Below are 26,808 nucleotides of genomic sequence, written 5' to 3'. Positions count from 1 at the left end.
GAATAGATCGGGATATCATACCGTTTTTTACAAAAGCTGCCGGAAGAATGGGAATGCTTCAGGAGACAATGCTCTTAAAACGTAAGAAATGGGGGAAAATGGAATTACTTGGCCTTCTCGTAACAGATCCGGGCCTCTTCGTGTTTTCCGATCTTGTCAAGGATCTCGCCGATATCGTTCCAGATCTCTTTCCTGCCCGGCTCAATCTCGAGCGCACGCTTGTAGGATGAGAGCGCTTCCTGGTACTGCCCGAGTTCCAGCAGTGCCCGGCCCTTGTGGATCCATGCATCCACGAACTCCGGCTGGATTGAGATCATGGCGTTGAATGCTTCCACTGCATCTTCAAAACGTTCGAGTGCAATGAGTGCACTGCCTTTGGTGAAGTATGCAATGGAGAAGGACGGATCGAGGAGGAGCGCCTTATCGTAGGATTCGATTGCACTGTCATACTCGTGAAGGGCGGACAGTACCATGCCGTGGCGTGTCCATCCGACCGCGTTTTCCGGGTCGAGCGCGAGCCCCCGGTCATACGCTGTCCTGGCTTCAGAGTATTTTCCCAGGTCATAATAGGCGTTCCCTTTGCCGAGCCAGGCCTCTGCCAGTTCCTCGTTCTGTTCCAGCGCTTTGTCAAAGGCTTCGATGGCATCCCGGTACATTCCCAGTTCCGAGAGGCTGGCACCTTTGTAAGCAAAGACTTCTACAGGATGATCGATCTCCAGGGCATGATCATATGAGCGTATCGCCTCCCTGAACTGTTCAAGAGCGGCATATGCGAGGCCCCGCTGGGCATAGAGACTTGAAAGGCCGGGTTTGATCTCGATAGCCCGGTCGAACGCGGTGATTGCAGCATCAAAGCTACCCTGTTCTGAGAGGGCCTTACCCTTCCAGAAAAACGCCTGCCAGCAGGACGGGTTGATATCAATGGCCCGGTCAAAGGCCGTAATGGCCGCAGTGAGATTGGTAAGCGAGACGAGCGCACGCCCTTTCTCATAAATTGCATCGGCATACCCGGGGTTGATGGAAAGTACCTGGTCAAATGATGCTATTGCATCCTTGAAACGACCCGTCCGGATCAGTGCCCGGCCGCGTTCATAGATAGCTTCTGTGAATTCGTTCTGGATTCCCAGGGTCAGGTTAAACGCGGTGATGGCCTCTTCAAACCGGCCGGTATGGGCAAGGGCAACTCCTTTGTTGTAGTATGCTTCTGAGTAACGGTTGTTGATGCCAAGCGCCTGATCGAAAGCCTGGATAGCCGTGTCGTACTGTTCCTGCTGGAGCAGGGCAAGACCCCGGTAATAATAGGCTTCTGCATACTCCGGGTTGAGGATAAGCGCACTGTCAATCGCCTCAATGGATTCTGCATACCGCTTGAGCCGGATGAGTGCGATTCCCCGGAAGAGATGCGGGGCTGCGTACTGGCTGTTGAGGGAGAGGGCGCGGTTATAATCCTCGAGCGCGGTGTCAAAATCGTTCAGGCTTGCATGGGATATGCCCCGGTACAGCCAGGCTTCGGAGTACTCTTCCCGGATGAGGAGCGCCCGGTCATACGCGGCAAGTGCTTCGTGGTTCATCGAAAGCATGGCAAGGGCACGGCCTTTCTGGTAAAACGCCTCCGCACACTTGGGACGCTGCAGGAGTGCATTCTCGAAATTCTTGATGGCATCATGATACTTGCCAAGCCGGAGGTACGAGACTCCGAGATAATAACTTGCAAGGGCATCTTTTGGATCGATACCAAGCGCCTTGTGGAAGAAACTGATTGAATCCTGGTCTTTTCCCAGCAGGGACAAGGCAATACCTTTGCCGGTCCAGACATGACCAAAGTTGGGGCGGATCTTCAGGGCCTGATCAAAAGCACTGAGTGCGTCGTCGTACCGGACGAGCTTGGTCAATGCTATGCCTTTGTGGTACAGGGCTTCTACAAATTTCTCCTGGAATGAAAGGGCATTATCAAAGGATACAACGGATTCCTTGTACATTTTCAGGTCATACAGCGCCCGGCCTTTGTCGTAATGGGCGGATACATAATCGGGCCGTAATTGCAATGCCCTGTTGAATGCCTCGATGGCATCCTCATAAGCGTTCAGGGCATAGAGGGAACTGCCTTTGAGATACCATGCCTCAGCGTTCATGGGATCGATCTCAAGGGTTTTGATATAGGATTCTATAGCGTCGTTGTATTTCCCGATCTGTGCAAGGACAATCCCCCGGTGCAGCCAGGCTTCGATAAATTTGGGACTGATCTGAATAACCCGATCAAAAGCTTCCGTAGCATCGGCATGCCGGCCGATCTCGCTTAAGGAAAGGCCTTTGTGGTAATATGCCAGTTCGTTCTCCGCGTCCAGATCGATGTTCTTGTTCAGGGCAATAATTGCATCGTCATGACGCCCGAGGTTCGCAAGGGCGAGCCCCTTATGGAAATAAATATCTGCATAATTCTTCTCGATACTGAGCGCTTTGTCGAAGGTTTTGACGGCTTCACGGTACATTTTCAGGACAGCAAGCGCACGACCCTTGTCAAAGAGCGCCTCGACATACGATGGATCGATCTCCAGCGCCCGGTCAAAAATCTTGATGGCCTCTTCATTCTTGTTCAGCCGCACGAATGCCGCACCCTTGAAGTGGAGGGAGGGGACATGCAGGGGCTGGAGGGCTAGGACCCGGTTATACCCGTCAATCGCGTTCTCATCCTTCCCAAGGAGATCCAGCGAACGTGCCCTCAAGTATAATGCGTCGAAATAATCCGGCCTGATCCCAACTGCCTGATCAAATGCTGACACAGCATCGCTATGGCGTCCGATGTGAGCAAGTGCAAGGCCCTGCTCATACCAGGCATCTGCATTGTCCGGAGTCAGGGTGAGCAGCTGGTGGAATGACTCAATTGCTTCAGGATACCGTTCCAGCGCTGAGTAGGAAAGAGCGTGGTGGTACATTGCATCATAGTTCCCGGGGTCAAGGGTGAGGGCGTGATCCAGGGATCCGATTGCATCAGTATACTGTTTGAGATGATAGAGGGCGAGCCCTTTCTCGTACCAGGCAGCCGCATGATTATTATTTGTCTCAAGAACTGAATCGAAAGACCGGACCGCTTCGCCAAAGTTCTTCAGGGTATAATATTCCCGGCCCCGCCCAAGGAGTGCCTCTACATCCATGGCCCGCTCCTCTAGGACATGATCGAAGGACTCGACTGCTTCCTCGTGCTGTCCCAGGCGGGAGAGGGATATCCCTCTGTTGTACCAGATATCGGGATTTCTCCTGCTGAACTCAAGAGCCGTGTCAAAAGCACGGACCGCGTCTTCGTACCGGCTCAGGTTCATAAGTGATAAACCGCGGAGATAGGCCGGCTCGAAACGTTCCGGCAGGTAATGAATGGCCTGCCCGAGAACGGATTCGGCCTGTTCATGCCGGTCCAGGTGGGCTAGAGCAAATCCTTTCTCGAACAGGAGTTCCCCGTGCTCAGGTTCGATATCCAGGGCAATATCCAGGATACGGATCGCGTCCTCGTACTGGCGGAGGCGGGTAAATGTTTTTCCCTCCGATAAGAGGATCTCAGTATTCAGAGGATCTTTTTGTCGGGCTTTCTCGTAGGATTCCGCGGCATCCTCATCCCGGCCAAGGTACTCCAGGCACCGGCCGTGATGGTACCAGGCATCCGGCCGGTCCATGACCTGCCGGAAAAATCCATCGAAAGCGGTGACCGCATCTTCGTAGCGTCCCAGGTTTTCCAGGACAATTCCTTTGTTGAAATAAGCCTCGGAATAATCCGGATCAATCTCAATTACCCGTGAGAATGCGGCAAGAGCCTCTTCAAGCTGGTCCCGTGCAAGGAGAGCACGTCCCCGGGCATAATGACCGTCCCTCTTTGCATCATCTATTGCAAGGGCACGATCAAGCTCGTGAACAGAGTCTTCATATCGTGCAAGTTCAAACAGGGCGAGCCCCTTCTCAAACAATGCCTCGTAGTGACCGGGGTTTATACGGATTGCCTGATCACATGACTCGATAGATTTCTCGTATTGCCTGAGATGCGAGTGCGACAGCCCTTTGTTGTACCAGATCTCGGCATTATCCTCGTTTAATGAAAGGGCCGTGTCAAATGCCGGGATTGCGTCGGCATACCTGCCAAGATGCATGAGTGATAATCCCCGGAAGTATGCGGGTTCAAAACGTTCCGGAAGTAATGTGTCGGCTTTTCCGAGAATGGATTCGGCCTGCTCATGCCGGTCCAGGTGGGCAAGGGCAAATCCTTTCTCAAACAGGAGTTCTCCAGATTCCGGCTCGATACCAAGCGCAATATCAAGGATCCGGATCGCGTCCTCGTACTGGCCGAGACGGTTGTACGTTTTTCCCTCGGATAAGAGGATCCCGGTATTCAGGGGATCTTTTTGTCGGGCTTTCTCATAGGATTTTACTGCATCCTCATCCCGGCCAAGCTGCTCCAGGCACCGGCCGTGGTGGTACCAGGCTTCCGACCGGTCCGCAATCAGCTGGGAAAATCCATCGAAAGCGGTGACGGCTTCATCGTAGCGTCCCAGGTTTTCCAGGACAATTCCTTTGTTGAAATAAGCCTCTGCATAATCGGGATCAACTTCGATCACCCGCGAGAACGCGGCAAGCGCCTCATCCAATCGCTCCAGTGCAAGGAGAGCAAGTCCCCGGGCAAAATGACCGTCTCCCTGCGCATCATCAATTGCCAAGGCCCGGTCAAACTCGCGGATAGCTTCTTCATACTGCCCTTTTTCGGACAGGACAAGACCGGTCTCAAACAGTACCCCGTAGGATCCCGGATTGATGCGGATAGCCTGGCTGAATGCAGCAATTGCCTCGTCAAGGTTGCCGAGACGGACATAGGATAATCCCTGGCGGTACCATCCATCGAATATCTCCGGGTCGAGATCGAGCGCCAGACCAAATGCACCTGCCGCGGAGTTGTACTGTTTCAGGCTGAACAAGGCGAGTGCTTTGTGATACAGGGCCTCAACAAATGTGGTATTGAGCGAAATTGCCTTCTCGAACGATGCAAGGGCATCCTCATATTCAGAAAGGCGCTCGAATGCAAGACCTTTCTCGTAAAATGCATCCGGGAGCCGGGGATCGATGGTTGTGGTGCTCTCAAATGCAGCAATTGCGTCGCGATCCTTGCCAAGCCGCGTGAGTGCCAGACCTTTGTCATACCATGCGTTGGTATACTTCCGGTTGATGGAAATAGCCCGGTCAAATGATGAAATCGCATCCTCATCCCGGCCAAGCTGCTCCAGGCATCTGCCGTGGTGGTACCAGGCCTCCGACCGGTCCGCTACCCGCCGTAAAAACCCATCGAAAGCGATGACGGCTTCATCGTAGCGTCCGAGGTTTTCCAGAACAATTCCCTTGTTGAAATACGCCTCTGCATAATCGGGATCAACTTCGATCACCCGCGAGAATGCGGCAAGCGCCTCATCCAATCGCTCCAGTGCAAGGAGAGCAAGTCCCCGGGCAAAATGGCCGTCCCCCTGCACATCATCAATTGCCAGGGCCCGGTCAAACTCGCGGACAGCCTCTTCATACTGCCCTTTTTCGGACAGGACAAGACCGGTCTCAAACAGTGCCCCGTAGGATCCCGGATTGATGCGGATAGCCTGGCTGAATGCAGCAATTGCCTCGTCAAGGTTGCCGAGACGGACATAGGATAACCCCTGTCGGTACCATCCATCGAATATCTCCGGGTCGAGATCGAGCGCGAGACCAAATGCACCTGCCGCGGAGTTGTACTGCTTCAGGCTGAACAAGGCGAGTGCCTTGTGATACAGGGCCTCAACAAATGAGGTATTGAGCGATATTGCCTTCTCGAACGATGCAAGGGCATCCTTGTATTCGTTAAGTCGTTCAAAGGCGAGACCTTTCTCATAAAATGCATCCGGGAACCGGGGATCGATGGTTGTGGTACTCTCAAATGCTGCAATTGCCTCGCGATCCCTGCCAAGCCGCGCGAGTGCCAGACCTTTGTCATACCATGCGTTGGTATACTTCCGGTTGATGGAAATGGCGCGGTCAAAGGACGTAACTGCTTCTTCAAAACGACCCAGTTCTGCAAGGGCGATGCCACGGTCGTACCAGCCATTGGCATTCTGGGGTTTTAATTCGAGGGCCCGGGTCAGGGATTCGATAGCAGGTTCGAAACGTCCGAGAGATATGAGGGAGCTGCCTTTCTTTAGCCATGCACCAGCGCAGCGCTCATCTGCAGCCAGAACCCGGTCAAAACAGGCAATTGACTCTTCGTAGTTACAAAGTTCCAGGTTCGATTTGCCTTTGCGATACCATGTGGTACTGTTGTCCGGCTCAAGAGCAATTGCCCGGTCGAATGCGACAAGAGCGTCAGCAAACTGGCCCAGTTCATAATGCATGAGGCCTTTGAGATCCCAGACACCGGCGTTATTGTTCTCGCTGTTCAGGGCATCATCCAGAGCCGTTAAGGTTTCTTCGAACCGTAACAGTTTCGACAGGGCCCGGCCTTTCTGGAAGAGAATACCGGCATCATGGGGTGTTATCTCCAGTATCTTATCAAAAGCCCGCAGGGCATTTTCATATTTCCCGAGATTTGCATAACAAATACCTGTCTGGTAGACGGCATCGGTAATCGTGGCATCGTTCGTGAGTGCCTGCTTGTAGGACCGGATTGCTTTTTCATATTTCTGCAGTTCCTGCAGTGCAAGCCCTTTATGATAATGCGCTTTCGCATGAGCCGGGGATTGTTCCAGGACATAATCGAACGAGCTGATGGATTCGGGGAATCTTTTGAGCCGCTGGAGTGCACATCCCTTGAGATATGCTGCTTCCGTCAGCGTTGAATCGATCCCGAGTGCCCGGTCAAAGGACCGGATTGCATCCTCGTCATTCCCAAGCGTTGTGAGCGCAACCGCCTGGCTCAGGGCTGCCCCTGCTGAGCGGGAATCGAATTCAAGGGTTTTTGCATAGGCTAAAACCGCTTCGGAATAATTCCCGAGCCGGGATAATACATCCCCTTTTTCCAGCCAGGTAACAGGATTGGCGGGTTCGAATTCAATCGACCGGTTAAATGATTCAAGAGCTTCCCCGTCACGCTGCAGCTCCTTCTGGGCATGGCCCCGGTAATAGAACAGAGGTCCGCTGCCGGAAACAAGCTTGAGTGCCCGGTCAAAAGCAAAGACTGCATCGGCGTACCGCTCAAGGGTCAGGAGGGCGAGTCCTTTCTGGTAGATCGCGTCGTAAAAGTCTGGTTTGATCTCGAGTGCCCGGTCAAAGTCCGGCAGCGCCTCTTCAAACCGTTCCAGGGCGATCAGTTCACAGGCTTTGTTGAACCACCCGGAAGAACAGTCACTTTCAAGAAAAACCGCCCGGTCAAATGCTGCGAGTGCCGCATCGTGCCGCATCAGGCGGGACAGGCCGGTTCCCTTATAATACCAGGCAACTGCATTGTTCCCGTCAAGGGAGATTAGCTTGTCAAGGGCCGACAATGCATCTTCGGGTCGGCCGGTATGGAGGTATGCCTTTCCCCTGAAAAGGAGGGAGAATGTGTTCTGCGGCTTGCGTTTCAAGGATTTGCCGAATGCTTCAACCGCTTCCTTGAACCTGCCAAGGCGGTAGAGGGAATACCCTTTGCAGGAGAGCAGTTCCGGGCGGGTGTGATCGCTTTCGAGAGCATGGTCGAGAGCGATAACCGCATCTTCATACCGCGCCAGTTTTGCAAGTGCAAATCCCCTGCCGGAATGCGCCGGTTCGTTTTCAGGGTCAAGTATCAGCGTAGCATCGAATGCAGTTATTGCATCTTCATACCGTTTCAGTTCCGAGAGGGATTTGCCTTTGACTACAAGAGCCCGGGTATTCCTGGCATCGTGAGCCAGTGAACGATCGAGCGAGGTAATGGTCTCTTCATATCTTCCCAGACTGTAGAGGGAATACCCCAGCTCAGCATGAACCCGGGCTGTATCAAGTCCAAGGGATATGCTGCGGGTAAAACATTCCAGTGCGTCGATGGTCTTTCCCAGTTGCGTGAGGGATAAGCCTTTTTCAAAGAGAATCTCACAGGAATCCGGTTGTATGGATAAATACCCGTCAAACGCTTCTACGGCCTGTTCGTATTTCTCCAGAAAGACAAGCGCTTTTCCCTTTTCCATCCAGGCCTCGGCATTAGCAGAGTTGATCGCAAGGGTGGAGGTAAACGTGTCAACGGCATCCTCATACTGGTGCGTGAGCATCTGGGCAAAGCCCTTGTAGAGAAATGCACGCTCGCAGTCGGGATCCACATGATTGACCCAGGCATATACGGGAATAGCTTCGGCATATAACCCCTGGTGGTCGAGTGACCGGGCCTTGCCATACAGGGCAACCGGATCTTTCGGCAAAACCGCCAGCACTTTGTCAAAGGCATCGGCAGCTTCGCGGTACCGTCCCAGTGCAACAAGGGTTCTGCCGTTCTCGCGGAATGCATCGGTAAAGTCCGGCATTATCCGGGTGGCTTCTTCAAAAGCCATCTCGGCATCAGGCATCCGCTTCTGACGGAACAAGGCAACCCCTTTGTAGTAATAGGCCTCGCCAAATTCAGGAATAATGGCAAGGGACCGGTTAAAAGCCTCGACCGCATCATCATCTCTCCCAAGACTGAGCTGGGCCCGGCCTTTGTAGAACCATGTGTGGGGATTTTCTGTTTCCAGTTCCAGCGCCTTATTGTAAGACTCCACCGATTCTGTGAACTGCTCAAGGGCAAACTGGCAGAAACCACGAATCAGCCAGGCATTGGCAATCGCAGGATTGATCTCAACGGTTTTTGTCAGGGTATCTATCGCATCTGAGAATCTCCCCAGTTCGGCAAGGGCGAGACCCCGGTGGTACAGGGCATCATTATTGGCCGGATCGAGCTCAAGGGCCCGGCCAAATGCCGTCTCGGCTTCATCCTGACGGCCCAGTGCAGCCAGACATAATCCTTTCTGGTAAGACGGATCGGCATTGCGTGGATTCTGCACAATTGCTGCATCGAAGCTGGCAATGGCCTCTTCGAAATTTTCCAGACGGGCAAGGGAGATACCTTTCTGGTATAATGCAGCCGCATCTGATGGCGTAAGAGCGAGAGCGCTGTCGTAGTTCCGGACGGCCTCCTCCTGCTGGTTGAGGGCTGCAAGGGCAATACCCTTATGGAAAAATGCCGGGGGGAAACCGGGCACAAGTGCCAGTACCCGGTCGAACGATTCCACGGCATCCTGGTTGCGGGAGAGTCGGAGCAGAGTCAGACCGCGATCATACGTTGCCTGGGCACTTGTCGGGTCCAGCTCAATGGACCGGTCGTATGCAGCAACCGCTTCATCATACTTTCCAAGCTCGAAAAGGGCTACCCCCTTGCTGTACCATGCCTCCGTAAAGGCAGGCCGTATATCCAGGGCCGCCACACTTGCCGAGAGGGACTCTTCGTTTTGCCCAAGTTCATGCAGGGCTAAGGCTTTGTAGAGTGCTGCATCTGCGAGTCTCGGATCATATTCCAGCGCAGCATCGAATGCCAGGAGTGAGTCCTGGTATAACCCCAGGGCATACTGGGCTCGTCCGCGCTGGAAGTGAGCGGGGGCATAGAGCGGGGTTAAGGCAAGACAGCGATCAAACGACGTTATCGCATCTTTGTTCCGTCCGAGTTTCAGCAGGGAAAAGCCCCGGTAATAATGTGCCGGTGCAAATTCCCTGTCAATATCCAGCGTGAGATCAAAGGAGAGAAGTGCTTCGGCAAATTCAGACTGCTCAAGAAGCGAGAGTCCTTTGTGGAAATGCGCATCCCGGTAGTTGGCATCGATCTCCAGCGCATTGTTGAAGGATTCGATGGCAAAGGAAAATTCCCGCAGATCCTCGTATGCCCTGCCCTTGTAGTAATGCGCCAGGAAGTTCTTGGGGCTCTCAAGGAGAGTACGGTCAAAGTCGATCACCGAATCCTGGAACCGCCCCATGTGATAAAGGGCAATGCCTTTCCTGAGCCGGGCATCGGTATATTTGGGTTTGAGCTGGAGAGTCTTGTCGAAGGCAAAAACCGCATCAGCGTGACGGTTCAGGTCAGCGAATGACTTGCCTTTGTGGTAGAACGCAAGGGCATTATCCGGATCAAAGATGAGTGCCTTGTCAAAGGCTTCGAGTGCTACAGTGAAACGGCCCAGTTTCTCAAGAGCTATCCCCCGGTTGAAATGGCCCGGTGCATTGCTCGTATCCTTGGAGAGGTTGCGGTCAAATGCCTGGATCGCTTCTTCGAATTTACCTGTCTTGAGCAGCGCAAAACCGAGATAATAATTGGCCTCGGTATACGAGGATTCAAGCGACAGTGCCCGTGTTAAGGCAAGTATGGCATCCTGGTATTTCCCGGACTCAATGAGCGTTTTTCCCTTGTTATACCAGGCAGGCGCAAAATCAGGACGGATCTCTGCCGTCCGCTCAAAGGATAGGGCGGCGTTCCGGTAATCACCCATACCGGCTAGCGCGAGTCCCTTGTGGTACTGTGCATCACCGTTCCCGGGATCGATCTCGAGGAGGATCTCAAAGACATGGATTGCTTCTTCTGTACGTCTGACTTTCTCAAGGGCCAGTCCCTTGTAGTAGAATGCGTCGATACTTCTCTGGTTGAGGGAGATGGCATTATCGAAGGCATCGATGGCATCCTGGTAGCGGCTGATATCGAAGAAGGCCCGGCCGATCTTGATCCAGCCATCTTCCTGGTCGGAATTTATCTGGAGGGACTTGTGATACGCATTAATCGCATCTTCGGTCTTGCCCAGCTGGTTGAGGGCATTGCCCTTTTTCATCCAGATATCTGTGAGTGAGGGATTTATATCGAGGGCCCGGGTATAGGCAGCGATCGCATCCGGCACTTTCCCCAGGTCCGAGAGAGCCGAGGCTTTTTTGATCCAGGCTTCCGTCAGGTTCGAATTCAGTTCAAGAGCTTTTGTATAAGCATTGATCGATTCCTGTTTCCTGCCCAGATTATAGAGGGAGTTGCCTTTCTGCATCCAGATATCGAGAAGAGTCGGGTTTAACGACAAAATACGGTCGTCAGTCTCGATAGTCTCAATATACCGCTCAAGGAAATACAGGGATCCGGCCCGGCAGATCATGGCATCGATAAGGGATGGATTCTGCGCAAGGCTGCGATCAAGGAGCGGAATAGCTTCAGCATAGCGCCCCAGGGAATAGTGGGCAAATCCCTGGTACATGTACGCGTCCGACAGTGACGGGTCCATCCCGGTTGCCGTTTCAAGCGAACTCAGGGCATTTTCATATTCCTTGGCCTGGAGATAAGAAAGTCCCATATAATAATAGGACGAGGCGTTCGAGGTATCCAGCTGGAGTGCACTGGAGAACGAGCGAATTGCTTCCTCGTACCGCTCTTTCTGGAGCAGGGCTATGCCCTTGTAGTGATAAGCCAGGGCGTTGCCGGGTTCAAGTGTCAGCGAGCTCTCAAAAGAGCGGATGGCGTCATCGAACCGTTCCCTTCCGGCATAGGAGATCCCCAGGTAATAATAACCGGAAGCATTCTCGGGTTCAAGTGCAAGAGCTGATTCGAACGCCCGGATAGCCTCATCGTAACGCTCTCTCTGGGCGAGCGCGACTCCTTTGTTGTAGAGGATTTTCGGGTCATCGGGGGAGATCTCCAGGGCCTGATCATAGGAGACTACGGCTTCGAGCGGTTTTCCAAGGTGGGATAATGCATTTCCTTTCTCGTAAAACGCCCGTGCGCATTTTCGGTTGATCTCAAGGGTTTTGTCAAATGCCCGGATAGCTTCATCATAGCGGCCAAGTGCCGAGAGGGAAAGTCCCTTGTAGCACCAGGCCCAGATGTCGCGGGGGGTTTCGTTGAGCGCCCGGTTGAAGACGGCGATGGCGTCGTCCATCCGCCCCTGGTTATGCAGGGCAATACCTTTCCGGACTGCGGCTTCGGTTAAGCGGGGTTTGAGAACCAGGGATTTGTCAAAGGACGCTATCGCGTCGTCAAGCTGGCCCAGGTGGGCAAGAGCAACACCTTTGTATAACCAGGCATCCGTGAGCGAGGGGTTCTGTTCAAGGGCCTCATCGAATGCCACAACCGATTCCTGGTAGCGCAGCAGGTTGAAGAGCGCAAATGCCTTTTCATACAATGCCCCGGTATTCTGGGGTGAGAATGCAAGAACCGCATCAAACGCGATCACGGCTTCAGAGTATCGCTTGAGACGGACAAGGGTAGTACCCCGCTGGTAAAGTGCCAGCGCATGCGTTGGATCGATATCCACAGCCCGGTCGAATTCCTGGATCGCTTCTTCGAACCGCTCCAGCTGTACAAATGCCAGACCCCGGTTGTAATAGGCATAGACGTAATTCGGGTTGATTGTCACTGCTTGTTCGAATGCATCCAGTGCCGCATCAAACCGCTCGAGTTTGGCAAGGGCAATGCCTTTATCGTAGAATGCCTGGGCATAGGCCGGTTTGAGTCCAATGCTCCGGTCAAACGCTTCCACTGCCTCATCATTGCGCCCGAGTTTTGCGAGCTGCAGGCCTTTCTGGTGATAGGCCTGGGCATTGCCGGGGTCGTATGCAAGAGTCCGGTCATATTCCTGGATTGCATCGTCATTTTTGCCCAGTTTTGCAAGGGCAAAACCTTTGTGGTACAGGGCTTCCGTGAATGCCGGGTTGATGCGCAGTGCCTGGTCGTAAGCACTGACTGCCTCCTGGAACCTTCCCAGGCTGGCATACGACAATCCTTCCTGGTACGCTGCCAGGGAACACCGGGAATCATACTTCAGCGCTGATTCGAAGGCTTCGACTGCTTCAGTATGGCGTCCCTGGCGGATGAGTGCCATGCCCCGGAAATAAAATGATCCGGCATGATCCGGCTGAAGCTCCAGGCATCGTTCAAACGACTCGAGGGCATCTTCGTACCGGCTCAGGTTGATACTTGCAATTCCCCGCTTGAACCAGGCATCGAGATTCTCCGGTTCCTGGGCAAGGCATTGATCGAAATCCGCAACTGCCTCGCGGTATTTCTTCAACCGGTAGTTTGCTATACCTCTCTGTTCCCGTGCATCCGTGTTCGCCGGATTGAGTTCGAGTGTTTTGTCAAGCGCCCCGATGGCGTCAGGGTATTTTTTCAGGTTCTGGAAAGCGAGCCCTTCGTGGTACCAGGCATCGGTCAGTCCGGGATTTTGGGAAACCGCTTCTTTGAGTGCATCGACTGCTTCCTCATACCGTCCGATCTTAAAGAGCGAGATACCGTTGATGGTCCAGATATCGGCATGGCCGGGTTCCTGCCCAAGAAACTGATTTGAAGCCTCGACTGCTTCCTCAAACAACTCCTGCTTTGCAAGGATGAAACTCCGGTAGTACCAGACCCAGATATCGCTGGGATCAATGGAATAGGATTTATCGAATGCCGACAGGGCCTCCTGATACCGTCCGAGATCGTAAAAGGAGATCCCCTTGTTATAATATGCCCGGGCATAATCCGGGACAATTTCTATGGCTTTGTTATAGGCATTGATGGCATCCTGGTGACGGCCAAGATCTGCAAGTGCAATACCCTTGTTGTAGTACACTTTTGCATGGCGCGGGTCAACCATCAGCGCATGGTCGTAGGCAGAGATTGCGTCCTTGAACTGGCCAAGTTCATACAGGGCAATACCTTTGAGGATCCAGGCCTCGGCATTATCGTATTTTATTGAGAGCAGGCGATCGCAGGCGTCGAGGGCTTCTTCGTTCCTGCCAATCTGGGCGAGAGTTGCAGCTTTGTTGTACCAGGCATTCGGATCAGAGGGATCGATTGCAATGGCCTGATCGTATGCCTGGATTGATTCTTCGAATTTTCCCAGGTCATATAACGCGATTCCTTTGAAATAATGAGCTTTTGCAAGATTGGGGTACAGGGCAAGACCCCGGTCAAACATGACAATGGCTTCCTGGAAACGCCCAAGGTCATACAGTTCGATACCCTGTCGCATTAATGCTTCAGCATCACCCTTATTATTCATCAATTTTTTACCTCATCCGTGCCCATTCAGCGCATGCTGGCATGAGCTGTTATTAATCTGTCCTGCTCTCCTGCCTTTCAACTCTGCCAATTACTCAGGTATACAGTTTACTTATAAGCCGCATATACCTTTTCCGGTATAATATATGATCAGTATTGAGTTATGAATACTATTTTTATACTGCGCCACTTGAGAAAAGAAAAAAATCATTGGTTGCACTGCTTTTTAATCACGGATGCAAGCCGCTCGATACCGGTCCGGATCTTCTCTTCTGTAGAATTTGAGAAGTTTATCCGAAGCGTGTTGTTGCCCCCGCCATCAATATAGAACGGCGAACCGGGCAGGACCGCAACATTTTCCTTAATCGCAGCATCGAAGACGGCCATGGAGGAGACACTTTCCGGTAAGGTGACCCAGATGAACATGCCCCCCTGCGGGCGGGTGAACAAGACCGTATCCGGGAAAAACTCCGCCATGCAGCTGAGCATGACATCCCTCTGGTGACAGTAGGAGGCCCGGATCTTCTCAATATGTGTATCGATATTTTGGGTCTGGAGATATTCAAAAGCAATTCTCTGGGACAGGTAATTAGAATGGAGGTCTGAAGCCTGTTTTGCAACAACCAGCTGCTCCATAATCGGCAGTGGCGCAACAACCCAGCCCATCCGCATGCCCGGGGCAAGAATCTTGGAAAACGATCCCGTGATAATGGTCTGATCAGGAATATACTGCCTCAGGGATGGCAGGGATTTGCCATTGAAATTCAGTTCCCCGTAAGCATCGTCTTCGATAAAGAGAGTCTCGCTCTTCTCCAGTATGCCCGCTATCTCCATTCGTCGTTCTGCGGAATACGTGATCCCGGAGGGGTTCTGGGAATTCGGGATGCCGTAAAAAAACCGGACCGGATAGTTCCTGATGGTATGTGCAAGCTGCACCGGATCAGGGCCATCCTCATGAAGTATAACCGGGTGGAAGATTGGCTCGAACAGGGAAAATGCCTGGATCGCACCAAGATACCCGGGACGCTCCATTGCAACGTGATCACCGGTACCGATAAAGACCTTTCCAATCAAATCGAGGCATTGCTGCGATCCGTTGGTAATAAGAATCTCGTCCGGGGAGACCTCGAGACCGAGACGTTTTTTATACCGGTCGGCAATGAACTGCCGGAGGGGGCGGTAACCTTCCGTAGTGGAATACTGGAGTGCCACCTGCCCGTCCTTTGCAAGGACTGATGCAGCTGCAGCTGCGATATTGTCTACATCAATGAGCGCCGGGCTAGGGAGTCCCCCGGCAAACGAGATGATCCGGGGATCTTCCGTGACCTTGAGAATTTCCCGGATAAAGGATTTCGGGGTTTTTGCCATCCGCGGTGCAAACGTGTATTTTCTGCCAGTGACCTGGTGCTGGCCAGGTCCAGTAGGTATCGGTTGGCTCATGATTCACCAAAGTTCTTCTGTAGTTATTTAAAAAAGAAAAGGATAAAGTGAGCGGTTAAAAGCATGTCAGCCCTTGATTTAAACCGGAACTGCCACGGTCAACATGGGTTGGAGTTTTTTAAGTAACTGATTCCGGGATTGAAGTACCCCGCACCTGATATGGGATATTATATAAGGGGGATAATCTTCAGACACTCATAGATCCTGCCCCGCAGGATTGCCCTCACCTCACGTTTTTCGGCACATTTATATGGTGAAAATAACCAGACCCGGTATCATGAAAACCGGGTATTATCTGATCCTCGCATCCTGCATTGCTCTTATCCTGGTTGCCGGATGTGCCTCAGTCGGCAGCTCAACCGCTGTCATTCCCACACTCCCGGCACAAGATCCTATTGTTGATCACTGGGCCGGCCCAATGGGTTCCATGTACCTGTCTCTTGATGTTTATTCCAATGGTACCGCGGATTGGGCCGTTACCGATTCATCCATGATGGGCACAATGTCCGTACCTGTAACATGGGTGAAAAATTCAAACAGTTCATACACCGTCACGACACAACCCCTCAATTTGATCACGATCGCTGGCGATTCTATGATTATCGGGGGGGCCAATGGGAATATCTCGATGGTGCGGGGCCTCCGGCTCAATCCGAAATAGCCCTTTTTTCATCTGACCTGTGGAACCAATACCGGATCCTTTTTCCCACGGGAACGTTTTACCTCAAAATGGGTGTCATACCCCTGCGAACGATTCCATGGAGCTAAAATTCATTCCGATTATTCGCAGACAAAACGGCAATCCCTTCATTTTTTTGAGGTTAAATCCGCCCGCATATCATTCAATATCGCTCTTAACCTGCGAGGCACCTTGAAGCTGGTGGGGCAATAGCGCGTCCTGTTTACTCTTCGCTGCGCTGTTGAGGAACTACCTGGCGCAAGAAATGAATTCCTGTATCGGAGAAATCGGGAGGGAAAAGATCACCATTTCTCTGGAGAAACCGTGAGTGAACATTACTCGGATTTGCGGAATAATTGAGGATGGTACTATAAAAACGACAAAAGAGCCTATGGCGAGATTTGAACTCGCGACTTCCTCCTTACCAAGGAGGCACACTGCCAGGCTGTGTCACATAGGCTGATAACTTCAGCAACATCGGATACCGGCTTTTCCCCGCCTGCAGGGAGTAGATTGTTTGCCGTTCCTGCCCTTGTGGCAGTTGCCTAACTACGTTGTGAGTACTCCCTATAAAACATTGCGGAGAGGGTCTGGCCCGGGTGGCCAAAATAACCCGTTTCGGGCCACGTTTCCGGAAATCATAGAAGACCCCCCGCATCCTCGCGGATCCGGTGAAAATGAAAAAGGCTGATGGGAAAAATTATTTCTTCAGTCTCACTTCCATCTGGGGGAAGGGGATCTCGATACCCGCTTCGGCAAACCGGGCCGCAATCCGCGAGTTGATGGAATCCTTGATTTCATCGGGAAGATTGTATTTCCGGGCCCAGACATAGAGGATGAATTTCAGGCTGGAGTCTGAAAATTCAACAAAAAATACTTTGGGGGTGGGTTCAGCCAGGATATAATCCGTTGTCCTGATCACGTCCTGGGTAATCTCAAGAAGGATCTTTTTTACCAAATCCACCCCGGTCCCATAGGCCACGGACACAGGGATTGTAATACGGAGCTTTTCATCCGGCTCCGAATAATTGACGATGACATTGGTTGTTATCTTGTTGTTCGGGATGGTTACTATCTGGTAATCAAGCGTCTTTATCCGTGTGCTGCGCGGGCCAACGTTGATGACGTCTCCGTAATACTGGTCCACCCTGACCCGGTCCCCCACTTTGAAGGGTTTGTCAATCGTGATGATGGCGCCGCCAAAGAAATTCGAGATGATGTCCTGGGCCGCAAGGGCAACGGCCAGGCCGGCGATACCCGCACCTGCGAGGAACGGGGTAATATTTACCTCGAACACAGACAGGATCGCCATCAGGGCGCCAAACCAGACAAGCCATTTCACAATGAGTTCGAGCAGTTCCACGAGCCGGTCATCCCAGTCCCCTTCCGATCGCTCTGCCAGTTCATGACCGTAGATGGCAATGATGTCGTGGAGGAAAGACGATATGATCCATGCCCCGATGACGATGTAAAACGCGGTGACATACTTCGGATCGAGAATGAACTGCAGGGTGCCGGGCAGGATGCCAAAAGAACTGATTGCATAATAAACGGCTACAGCGATAATCGCAACCTGGACCGGTGTTCCAATCGCGGCAATGATGATATCATCCAGTTTCGTATCCGTCTCGCCGGCTTTTGCTTCGAGCCATCGGACAATGAACCGCACGATAAGCGCAAGGAGTACACCGAAAATGACGGTAACCAGTGCATAGATGTAGTTCAGGTCAGCAATGCCAAATGCCATACACGTACTCTTATGTTATTTTGCGGTAAATAATCTTGAGATTGTATGGCGACGGGAAAAGAGATAGCCGGCATGTTGCATGAACTGGTTGACCGCGACATGACCTTTATGCACATCTGCGGCACGCATGAAGCAGCGATTGCGAGAACAGGACTGCGCAGCCTGCTTCCGGAGCAGCTGAAGATTGTGATGGGGCCGGGATGCCCGGTCTGCATCACACCCCAGGGAGAGATCGATGCTGCCCTGGATCTTGTGGAAAAAGACTGCATCATTGCCACGTACGGCGATCTTCTCCGCGTGCCGGGCTCCAAAGGGTCAATGGAGTCCTGCGGCGGGGACGTCCGGGTGGTCCAGGGGGTCCATAAGGCTGTCGAGATAGCCCATAAGACGGACAAGGAAGTTGTTTTCATCTCGGTCGGCTTCGAGACCACGGCCCCGACCGTTGCCGCAACGATTCTCGGAAAGCCCCCGGAGAACTTCTCTATCCTTTCCTGCCACCGGATAGTCCCGCCCGCAATGCAGTGGCTGCTCGAACAGGGCGAAGCAAAACTGAACGGGTTCATGCTTCCCGGCCATGTCTGCGCCATCATGGGCTACGAGGAGTACGAGCATTTCCCGGTCCCTCAGGTTGTTGCCGGTTTCGAGGCCGAGGACATCCTTCTTGGTCTCCTGATGCTCGTCCGGCAGGTCAAGGAAGGAACTACCCGCGTGGACAACGCGTATCCCCGTGCGGTCAGCCGTGAAGGGAATGTGAAGGCCAGACAGATCATGTACAACGTATTTGAGCCCTGCGATGTTGAGTGGCGGGGATTTCCCGTCATACCGGGCTCGGGCCTCCGGCTGAAGAAGGAATTTGAGCAGTACGATGCGCAAAAGAAGTTCAATATCGTGTACAAGCATATCAGCAAGCACTCTGCCTGTGCCTGTGACAAAATTCTGCGCGGGATATGCCAGCCATCCGACTGCAAGCTCTTCGGTAAAGTCTGCACACCAAGGACACCGGTTGGCCCCTGCATGGTCAGCCACGAAGGCGCCTGCAAGATCTGGCACCAGTATCACATGAAGAAATCCTGATTTTTTCCTGTTTTTCCTCAACCATTTGGATTTATATGGGTGAGAGAGAGATTAAGTAAGGTAAACGTGCCTCGGTAGGGTAGTGGACATCCTAGAAGCCTCCGGAGCTTTTGACCCGGGTTCGAATCCCGGCCGGGGCGTTTATTCTTTTGTTGGACCGGTTTTTTTGATCCTGTTGAGCACGAAAGTCCCTGTTGCCCTGAAAATTTTTTCGAAACTTGTTTTACCGGGGTTCATGACTAACGACCGTGGAATGGCCGGTAACCTTGTGCAAACCCGCTTAACTTTTGCTAACCGCACCCTGCCTGAAATTTTTCGAGCGGACTTTGATTAAAAAAATTCAGCCACACTTTGATTGGAAAATAATCATCGCGATCACGATCGCAATTGAAAACCGGATCCGGATCAATCAACCTTTGATTGAAAAATTTCCGGCAGACTTTGATTATTTTTTTTCAAGCGGACTCTGATGAAATAATTTCAACCGCATCCTGATTGAAAAACCGGTTGCAACAGACGGTTCAGACGAGGGATTGATTGGAAGCCTTGTGCAAACCCGCTTAACTTTTGCTAACCGCACCCTGCTCGAAATTTTTCAGGCAGACTTTGATTAAAAAATTTCAGGCACACTTTGATTGGAAAATAATTATCGCGATCACGATCGCGATTGAAAACCGGATCCGGATCAATCAACCTTTGATTGAAAAATTTCCGGCAGGCTTTGATTATTTTTTTTCAAGCGGACTCTGATGGAAAATGGTTCCGCAGGGGCATGGGGATTGAGATCATGGCAACTCACAGACCGCCCGTGAAGCTGCGACATTGACAATCAGATATCCGTTACCGATACGATTGAACAGGCCGACCGATGCTATGCAGCGCCGAGAGACAGAAGGATTAATAGAATCAGCGGGAATATGAATCAATCATTCCTGGGACCCGGGTACCTGCACAGGGTTCCCGCTGCCCAAAAAATGCTTCGGGGGAGATCACAACCCCGGGTTCTGCTGTTACCATGAGTCCTCACCCAAATGATCTGCACTATTTTGACAATTCTGTCCGGTTTATCACGGCACTCGCCAAATCTGCCGAACAGTACGGCGGACATTCCCACGACATGGACCAGACCCTGCTCCTTGTCATTAAGACCCTGGGCCTGAACGGCGAGATCCTTGCAACCCCCAGCTCGCGGACAATTGCCATCTGGGAGAAAAATACCGACCACCAGAGAATCCATATTGCCACCTCCAGGGAACCCGCCTACGATATGGCCCGGCTCGAGATGGTGCGGGATCTCATCGAAGATGTGGAAGCCGGCCGGACCCGGCCGGCGGAAGGGCTCGTGCGGCTCCAGGAGATTGAACGGGCCCCGGCAATGTATGGCAATCCCGTAAAAGCGATCGCGTTCTTTATTGCCGGTGCGGGATTCGGGGCGCTTATGGGGATGTCCGGGCTGGAGATCCTTATCGGTGGCGTTCTGGGGATCTTCGCATTCGGGATCGAGATCCTCGTATCCCGGGTATCCCGGCTCGAACACGCCCGGGAAGTGGTCATCTCCGTGCTGGTCGCAGTCCTTGCAGCACTCATTGCCGCGGTCATGCCGGGCATCCACCCCATGGCCGTGACGGTCTGTGCGCTCACTATCTATATCCCCGGGTTCGGCCTTACGATAGCACCGCGGGAGATCATTCTCGGAGATACCCTCTCCGGGATTATCTACTTCATGAACGCACTGGTTGTCTGCCTGAAACTCCTGATCGGAACATTTCTTGGCATTGGTATTGTCCAGACCTTCCTTCCCGCAACCGCAGTCGGACCCCTGGCCGGAATCTCCCCGGTTATTGTCTGGGTTTTCATCCCCTTCCTGTTGATAAGTAACGGCATCCTGTTTGGCGTATCCCCTTCCCGGTTCTGGCTTCTGGTTGTCTGCGGCCTGCTCTTATGGGCCGGATTGCTGGCCGGAAATATGTCCGGGTTCTGGCAGGGGTCCTTCCTTGCGGCGATCATCCTCACGGTCTATGCAAGGATAGCTGCCAACCGGTTCAGGACAACCCTCTCCACAATCCTGCTCCCCGCGGTCCTCATGCTTGTTCCGGGCTATACGTTCATCCAGGCACTGTATTTGCTGAACACCAGCGGGATTATTGCCGGGACCGGCGCCATGCTCCAGGTGATCGGTATAACCGGTGCCATCATCTGCGGGGTATTTGTAGGAGATATCCTCGGGTCATTTTCCCGGGTAAAAACCCCATGAGGCAGGGAAGGTGGGCTTTTTCGGGTTCCCGTTGTTTCTCATCTCCGGGTAATCCTGGAGTGGCTGCGAATACCAGATCCTATTGTTCTTCTGTACCTGGGTGAAATCCGGTAATTTTTACGGTTCTGCCAGAACTGGACAACCTAATCAGAAGATCTACCGGCCCAGTCCCGGTTACCATACCTCCTGAGTACCAGCATCCGGGAGTGAGGGAAATGTATTCTTGTAATACCCCTCCAATACGGTATACGTGTTTTTAAAACCCCAAATCGTTCACGGAGGCAATCTGATGATACAACAACCGTCACTGATCAGTATAAACGTCCTTTTGGCAGCCAGGACAAAGTGTTCCGCAGGCGCCGGGTGGGACATCCGATGACTCCTATCATAATCCGGGCCGGAAATGTCTGGGACGGCCTTGCCGAAACCCCGCTCGGCCCCCGCGAGATCCTTATCGAGAATGGGATCATCACCGCTCTGGAAAAGAGCGTGCAGGTTCCCGTTGGTGCACAGATCATCGATCTTCCGGATCGGATGGTGATGCCGGGTCTTATTGACTGCCATGTCCACATCACCTTACGGCCCGAGATGATTGGCAGTTTCTGGAGTTTTTCAGGAGGGTATAAGGCTCTCCTTGGGGCCGAGGCTGTCAGGATACACCTGATGAACGGGTTCACAACCGTCCGGGACTGCGGGGATATGGATCTCCACGGGTATACCGTCCGGGACGTAAAGATGGCAGCAGAACATGGGATCATCCCGGGTTCCCGACTGATCAATTCCGGCCACATGCTATCGGCAAGAAGCGGACATATGGATACCACGGCTATCCTCTCGCCGGATTGCAGGGCCTGGCAGAACAATCTTGCTGACGGCCCGGAAGAGATACAGAGTCTTGTGCGGGAAGAGATCAAGTGGGGAGCCGAATGGATCAAGTTCGCGGCATCCGGAGGGTTTGCCTCCCCGTCTGACAATCCTGTCGATGTCGGATACACCAAGGAAGAGATGGAGTGCCTTGTTGCGACCGCAACCCAGTATCACCGGCCGGTATCTGCTCATCTCCACGGTGACGACGCGGTCAGGATGGCAGTCCTTGCCGGTGTCCGTTCGGTTGAGCACGGGGCCATGGCAACAAAGGAGACACTCCAGCTGATCGAGGAGAATGGTGTCTTTCTCATCCCGACCCAGTACGCGGGTGTACGGTCAGCCCGGTTTGCAGACAGCGAGGAGTACTGGGAATCGATAGGTAACAACCCGTATGAGAAGATGAAGATGCGGATGTACAGGGATGTGCTCCTGGAAAACGCGAGAAACCTTGCAAAGAGCAACATACGGATAGCCTTTGGAACCGACCTTGGCATTATGTCCTATGCGATCAACGGGGCAGTCGAGTTTGGCGAAATGGTAACAAACGGCATTGCACCGGTCCGGGCCCTCCGCGCCGCAACAAGCGTGGCAGCTGAGATGCTGATGCGGCCCGACCTGGGCGTCCTTGCCCCGGGAAAGGCTGCGGATATCATTGCGGTTCCGGGAAATCCGTTTGAGGATATCGCGGTGATGGAGAAGGTCAGTTTCGTCATGAAAGCCGGCACGGTGTATAAATCAGCATAGCCGTCCGGATCTGGTTTTTTCCCCGTTTATCCGGATACGTGTTGAACTAACTCAGCCCTTTTATTTTGCAAGAAGTGGAGACCGTGTCTCAAAAAAAAAAAGAAATCAAAAAAATTACAGTGCCGGTTTCTGCTTCAGTGCGTTGACGAGCAGTTTCACGCCGGCTTCGACATCCTGCATATCGATAACTTCCACCGGGGAGTGGATATACCGGGACGGGATGCTGAGCGTTGTGCTCGGGATACCGCCTTTTGTCAGGTGGATTGCCGTTGCGTCGGTTGTTCCCCCGCTGCCGACTTCGAGCTGGACGGGGATACTGTTCTCATCTGCTGCATCCTTGAGCCACTTCACGACTTTCCTGCTCGCAATGAGACCCCGGCCGCTGCTGTCAACAATGGTAATTACCGGGCCTTTTCCCATAACAACCGGCGCATCCTTCATGTCAATTCCCGGGTGATCACCCGGAATGGTGACATCGGTTGCAATCGCACAGTCCGGATCCAGGGAATAGGCGCTCGTGCGTGCACCCTTGAGCCCCACTTCCTCCTGCACGGTAAAGACACCGAAGATGGTGAGCGGGGATTTGACTTCCTGTAAGGTCTTGATCAGCATCGCGACACCAGCACGGTTGTCGAATGCCTTTCCGGTTACCCGGGAGTTTGCAAGAGAGACGAACTCCCGGTCAATGGTAACCGGCGTCCCTACATCAATACCAAGATACGCCACCTCTTCTTTGTTGGCAGCGCCGACATCGATGAACATGTCATCGACTTTCACGCCTTTCTTGCGCTCGTCATCATCCATCATGTGCGGGGGCTTGCCGCCAATGACGCCAAAAAGGGGGCCATTTGGAGTATGCAGGACAACCCGCTGGTTGTAAAGCGTTGGGCCGTACCAGCCGCCAAGGGCAACGAAGCGGATGAACCCTTTCTCTTCAACAAACTTGACCATCAGGCCGATCTCGTCCATGTGGGCTGCAAGCATGACCTTGAACTTGTTGCCGCGCTTGATCGCGATAAGGTTGCCCATGGGGTCTTCGCGGATTTCGTCAACATGGCCTTTGAGCTCTTTTTTTATGACGGAGACTATACTGCCTTCACTGCCCGAAACACCGTGGGCATTGGATAATTTCTTTAACAGATCTTTTACCATATCATTCACCTGTTGCCTGTTTTATCCTATCAAGGGCCCGGTTCAGGTTCTCCCGGGAATTGGCATAGCTGAACCGGGTATATTCCGGTGCATTCTCCCCGAACGCGGTCCCGGGGACGACAACCACTCCTTTATCGATGATCTTCTGCGTCAACGCCGGTTTCATGGGAACGAACGCATAGAACGCACCTTCCGGGACCGGGAATCTGAAACCCATCTCCGCGAGGCCCTTGCAGATGAGATCCCGGCGGACCCGGTACTCATCGCGCATGACACCAACCATGTTCTGATCCCCTTCGTACGCTGCAAGCGCTGCGTACTGGGATATGGACGTTGCGCAGGCCTGGCAGTACTGGTGGACCTTGAGGCACTGCCCGACTATTTCTTTTGATGCCGCCAGGTACCCGAGACGCCAGCCGGTCATGGCATAGGTCTTGCTCGTGGCATTGATGGTGATGACATTGTCGCCAAACGTGCCGGCGCTCCAGTGCTTTTTGCCGTAAATGAAATGTTCATACACTTCATCCGAGAGTACGGTAACTCCCTTGTCGCCAGCATATTCCACGAGTGCTTTTATGGACTCTTTACTCTCGACCGCACCGGTTGGGTTTCCCGGAGAGTTGATGACAAGGAGTTTTGACCCGTCCATCTGTTCTTTTGCGGCTTCGACATCGAGATGGAGGCTTTTTGTCAGCGGGATGCTGACCGGCCGGCCCCCGGCCATGGTTGCAAGGGACGCATAGGACACAAATCCCGGGTCCGGGCAGAGCACCCGGTCGCCTTCCCGGAGCAATGCCTGCATCACGATATGGAGTGCCTCGCTTGCACCTGCGGTCACAATGATTTCATCGGGAGTATAGTCCAGATCATTTTCGGTTTTGAATTTACGGCTGATTGCACCCCTGAGTTCCGGAATACCGGTATTGGGAGTATAGCCGGTCTTTCCAGCCCTGATTGCCTGAATTGCAGCGTCCTTGATGTGCTGCGGGGTATCAAAATCGGGCTGGCCCAGCCCGAGGTTGATCGAGTCCGGGCCTGCGGACTCGAAGATCTTCCGGATGCCGGATATCTCGATCCCGAGAACCCTGTCTGAGAATTGTAATCCCATGTTCTGCTCCGTTTCGTTATTCTATGTTGGTATGCCGGTTCTTCAGGGCTGATTCATCGGTCTTTGTGATCTCCATCATCCGCGAGATAACCGCATCGGCAAATATCATGGACGCAGTTTCAAAGAGTGTCCCGAGCGGGGCAAACGATTTGTGCTCCCCCATCATCTGCCGGATTTCGAACTCGACCGCATCGTCTTCCACGTCGTCCCGGTGGTGTTCGATGATAACAATGCAGTCTGCAATCTTCCCGATCCGTGAATCGGCGTTTGAGGAGATGAGACAGATGTGGGCACCGATCTCCTTTGCCGTCTCGGCAATATCGGCTACCGTCTTGGTCCGGCCCGAGCCGGAGAAGATCACCATAACATCCCCCTTGTTCAGTGCCGGGGTGATGGTCTCGCCAACAACATATGCCTGGAGGCCGAGATGCATGAGGCGCATGGCAAAGGATTTTGCCACAAGTCCCGACCGGCCGGCACCAATAACGTAAATCCGTTTTGCATTCAGGAGCTCTTCGATAAATTTTTCGCAATCCTGGTATGAAAGGGAGTTTGTGATCGACCGGATCTTTGATGCCATTAAGAGCATCATTTCCTGTACCCTGTGAGTCTTCATGCTTCTCTCACAAAAGATGGATTCACATAGTAGATGAGAATTTCGTAAGCGATTAAAAAAAGAACGCTTGCCCTTTGAGAATGACGGGAAGGATCTTTAAGGATTGTCAACAAAAAAATATTCGTGAAAGTACCGCTCTTGAAATGGGCCGGGGGAAAACGGCAGCTGCTGGCGGAACTCAATGCCCGGCTGCCCCCCCGGTGGAATACCTATTTTGAGCCATTTGTCGGCGGTGCAGCTCTCCTTGTCAACCTCGAGAACCGGGGCCAGTTGTCGCTGGCAGTAATTTCGGATCTCAATTATGAACTCATCAACCTGTACCGGACCGTAAAAACCCGGCCGGAACAACTGATTGACGAACTCTCTGGCAACGATTATGAAAATAACGAGGAATCATACAAAAAACTCAAAGCCGAATTCAACAGCCTGATTGGTTCTGAAAAAAAGAGGATCCGGAGAGCAGCTCTTCTCATTTATCTCAACAAACAAGGTTACAATGGCCTGTGGCGGGTGAATCGCAGGGGAGAGTTTAATGTTCCGTACGGCCACCATGCCAAAAAGAGCCTCCCCGCGGAATCCACCATCCGGAAATTCCATGCCATGCTCCAGCAGGTCCGAATCATGCATGGCGATTTTGAGAGGACTGTTTTGAAGGCAAGAGAGGGGGATTTTGTCTATTTCGATCCCCCCTACCACCCGCTCTCGAAAACTGCCAGCTTTACCGATTACCATGCGTCCGGGTTCCGGTTCAGCGACCAGGAGCGCCTTGCAGCAACATTCAGGAATTTATCTGATAAAGGAGTCCAGGTTATGCTGAGTAACTCGAAAGTCCCAGCTATAGAGGAATTATATGAAGGCTTTTCGATTGCCACGGTTCCTGCAAAACGGTATATCAATTGTAATGGCGAGCGGAGAACCGGCACCTACGAAATCATTGTTACGAATTATTAGAATCTTTACGATGGGGGAGATATTTTATAAAAAGGGTAACGTGCCAATCCAGCCCCTTCCCTCTATCTTTTACAATAGTCCGCCTCCCCTTTGCGCCAACCCTGCCCCCATTGGGGGCGGGGGCGCATGCGATTCCTCGGTATTACCAAAAATCTCGATTCAGGTAATATAGCACTATCGCAACCGGGGCGCCTTAGCGGC

11 protein-coding genes and 2 tRNA genes are annotated in these 26,808 nt (G+C 52.7%); 6 read left to right on the top strand and 7 right to left on the bottom strand.

The features are described from left to right. Positions 1-104: 104 nt before the first annotated feature. A complete protein-coding gene (locus tag WC598_RS03940) occupies positions 105-13,976 on the bottom strand; it encodes a tetratricopeptide repeat protein (protein ID WP_372960167.1) in 13,872 nt (4,623 codons plus the stop codon). Between the two features lie 206 nt (positions 13,977-14,182). Next, positions 14,183-15,415, bottom strand: a complete 1,233-nt coding sequence (locus WC598_RS03935) for a PLP-dependent aminotransferase family protein (RefSeq protein ID WP_372960166.1) — start codon at positions 15,413-15,415, stop codon at positions 14,183-14,185. Positions 15,416-15,692: 277 nt separating this feature from the next. On the opposite strand from WC598_RS03935, the gene WC598_RS03930 reads away from it, so the two are divergent. Continuing rightward, positions 15,693-16,076, top strand: coding sequence for a hypothetical protein (locus WC598_RS03930; protein WP_372960165.1), 384 nt, complete (start codon positions 15,693-15,695; stop codon positions 16,074-16,076). 404 nt (positions 16,077-16,480) lie between these two features. On the opposite strand, the gene WC598_RS03925 is transcribed toward WC598_RS03930, so the two are convergent. Together WC598_RS03925 and WC598_RS03920 are read right to left on the bottom strand one after the other, a co-directional pair. Then, a tRNA-Thr gene (locus tag WC598_RS03925) sits at positions 16,481-16,554 on the bottom strand. 240 nt (positions 16,555-16,794) lie between these two features. Continuing rightward, positions 16,795-17,841, bottom strand: coding sequence for a mechanosensitive ion channel family protein (locus WC598_RS03920; RefSeq protein ID WP_372960164.1), 1,047 nt, complete (start codon positions 17,839-17,841; stop codon positions 16,795-16,797). A gap of 45 nt (positions 17,842-17,886) precedes the next feature. Between WC598_RS03920 and hypD the strand changes: the two genes are divergently transcribed. The 4 genes from hypD (at position 17,887) to WC598_RS03900 (ending at position 22,780) form a co-directional block, all read left to right on the top strand. Further along, a complete protein-coding gene (gene hypD / locus WC598_RS03915; RefSeq protein WP_372960163.1) occupies positions 17,887-18,915 on the top strand; it encodes a hydrogenase formation protein HypD in 1,029 nt (342 codons plus the stop codon). A gap of 68 nt (positions 18,916-18,983) precedes the next feature. Continuing rightward, positions 18,984-19,055, top strand: a tRNA-Arg gene (locus WC598_RS03910). Positions 19,056-19,930: 875 nt separating this feature from the next. Continuing rightward, positions 19,931-21,169 carry a threonine/serine exporter ThrE family protein gene (locus WC598_RS03905; protein ID WP_372960162.1) on the top strand — a complete coding sequence of 413 codons (1,239 nt, stop codon included), beginning with the start codon at positions 19,931-19,933 and terminating at the stop codon, positions 21,167-21,169. Between the two features lie 375 nt (positions 21,170-21,544). Further along, positions 21,545-22,780 carry an amidohydrolase family protein gene (locus WC598_RS03900; protein WP_372960161.1) on the top strand — a complete coding sequence of 412 codons (1,236 nt, stop codon included), beginning with the start codon at positions 21,545-21,547 and terminating at the stop codon, positions 22,778-22,780. A 114-nt stretch (positions 22,781-22,894) separates the two neighbouring features. Here WC598_RS03900 and WC598_RS03895 read toward each other — a convergent pair whose 3' ends face one another. From WC598_RS03895 to hxlB, 3 genes are read right to left on the bottom strand one after another with little or no spacing between them, the layout of a single operon-like run. Next, positions 22,895-23,932: a M42 family metallopeptidase gene (locus WC598_RS03895; protein ID WP_372960160.1), complete on the bottom strand. Its 1,038-nt coding sequence runs from the start codon at positions 23,930-23,932 to the stop codon at positions 22,895-22,897. A gap of 1 nt (position 23,933) precedes the next feature. Continuing rightward, on the bottom strand, positions 23,934-25,040 hold the full coding sequence (locus WC598_RS03890) for a pyridoxal phosphate-dependent aminotransferase (RefSeq protein WP_372960159.1): 1,107 nt from the start codon (positions 25,038-25,040) through the stop codon (positions 23,934-23,936). A 16-nt stretch (positions 25,041-25,056) separates the two neighbouring features. After that, positions 25,057-25,656 carry a 6-phospho-3-hexuloisomerase gene (hxlB, locus tag WC598_RS03885; RefSeq protein WP_372960158.1) on the bottom strand — a complete coding sequence of 200 codons (600 nt, stop codon included), beginning with the start codon at positions 25,654-25,656 and terminating at the stop codon, positions 25,057-25,059. A 123-nt stretch (positions 25,657-25,779) separates the two neighbouring features. Between hxlB and WC598_RS03880 the strand changes: the two genes are divergently transcribed. After that, complete coding sequence (locus tag WC598_RS03880) at positions 25,780-26,607, top strand: DNA adenine methylase (RefSeq protein ID WP_372960157.1); 828 nt, start codon at positions 25,780-25,782, stop codon at positions 26,605-26,607. Positions 26,608-26,808: the final 201 nt, after the last annotated feature.

The organism is Methanoregula sp. (assembly GCF_041645475.1).
GTDB lineage: Archaea > Halobacteriota > Methanomicrobia > Methanomicrobiales > Methanospirillaceae > Methanoregula.
This window is presented reverse-complemented; position numbering and strand designations above follow the sequence as displayed.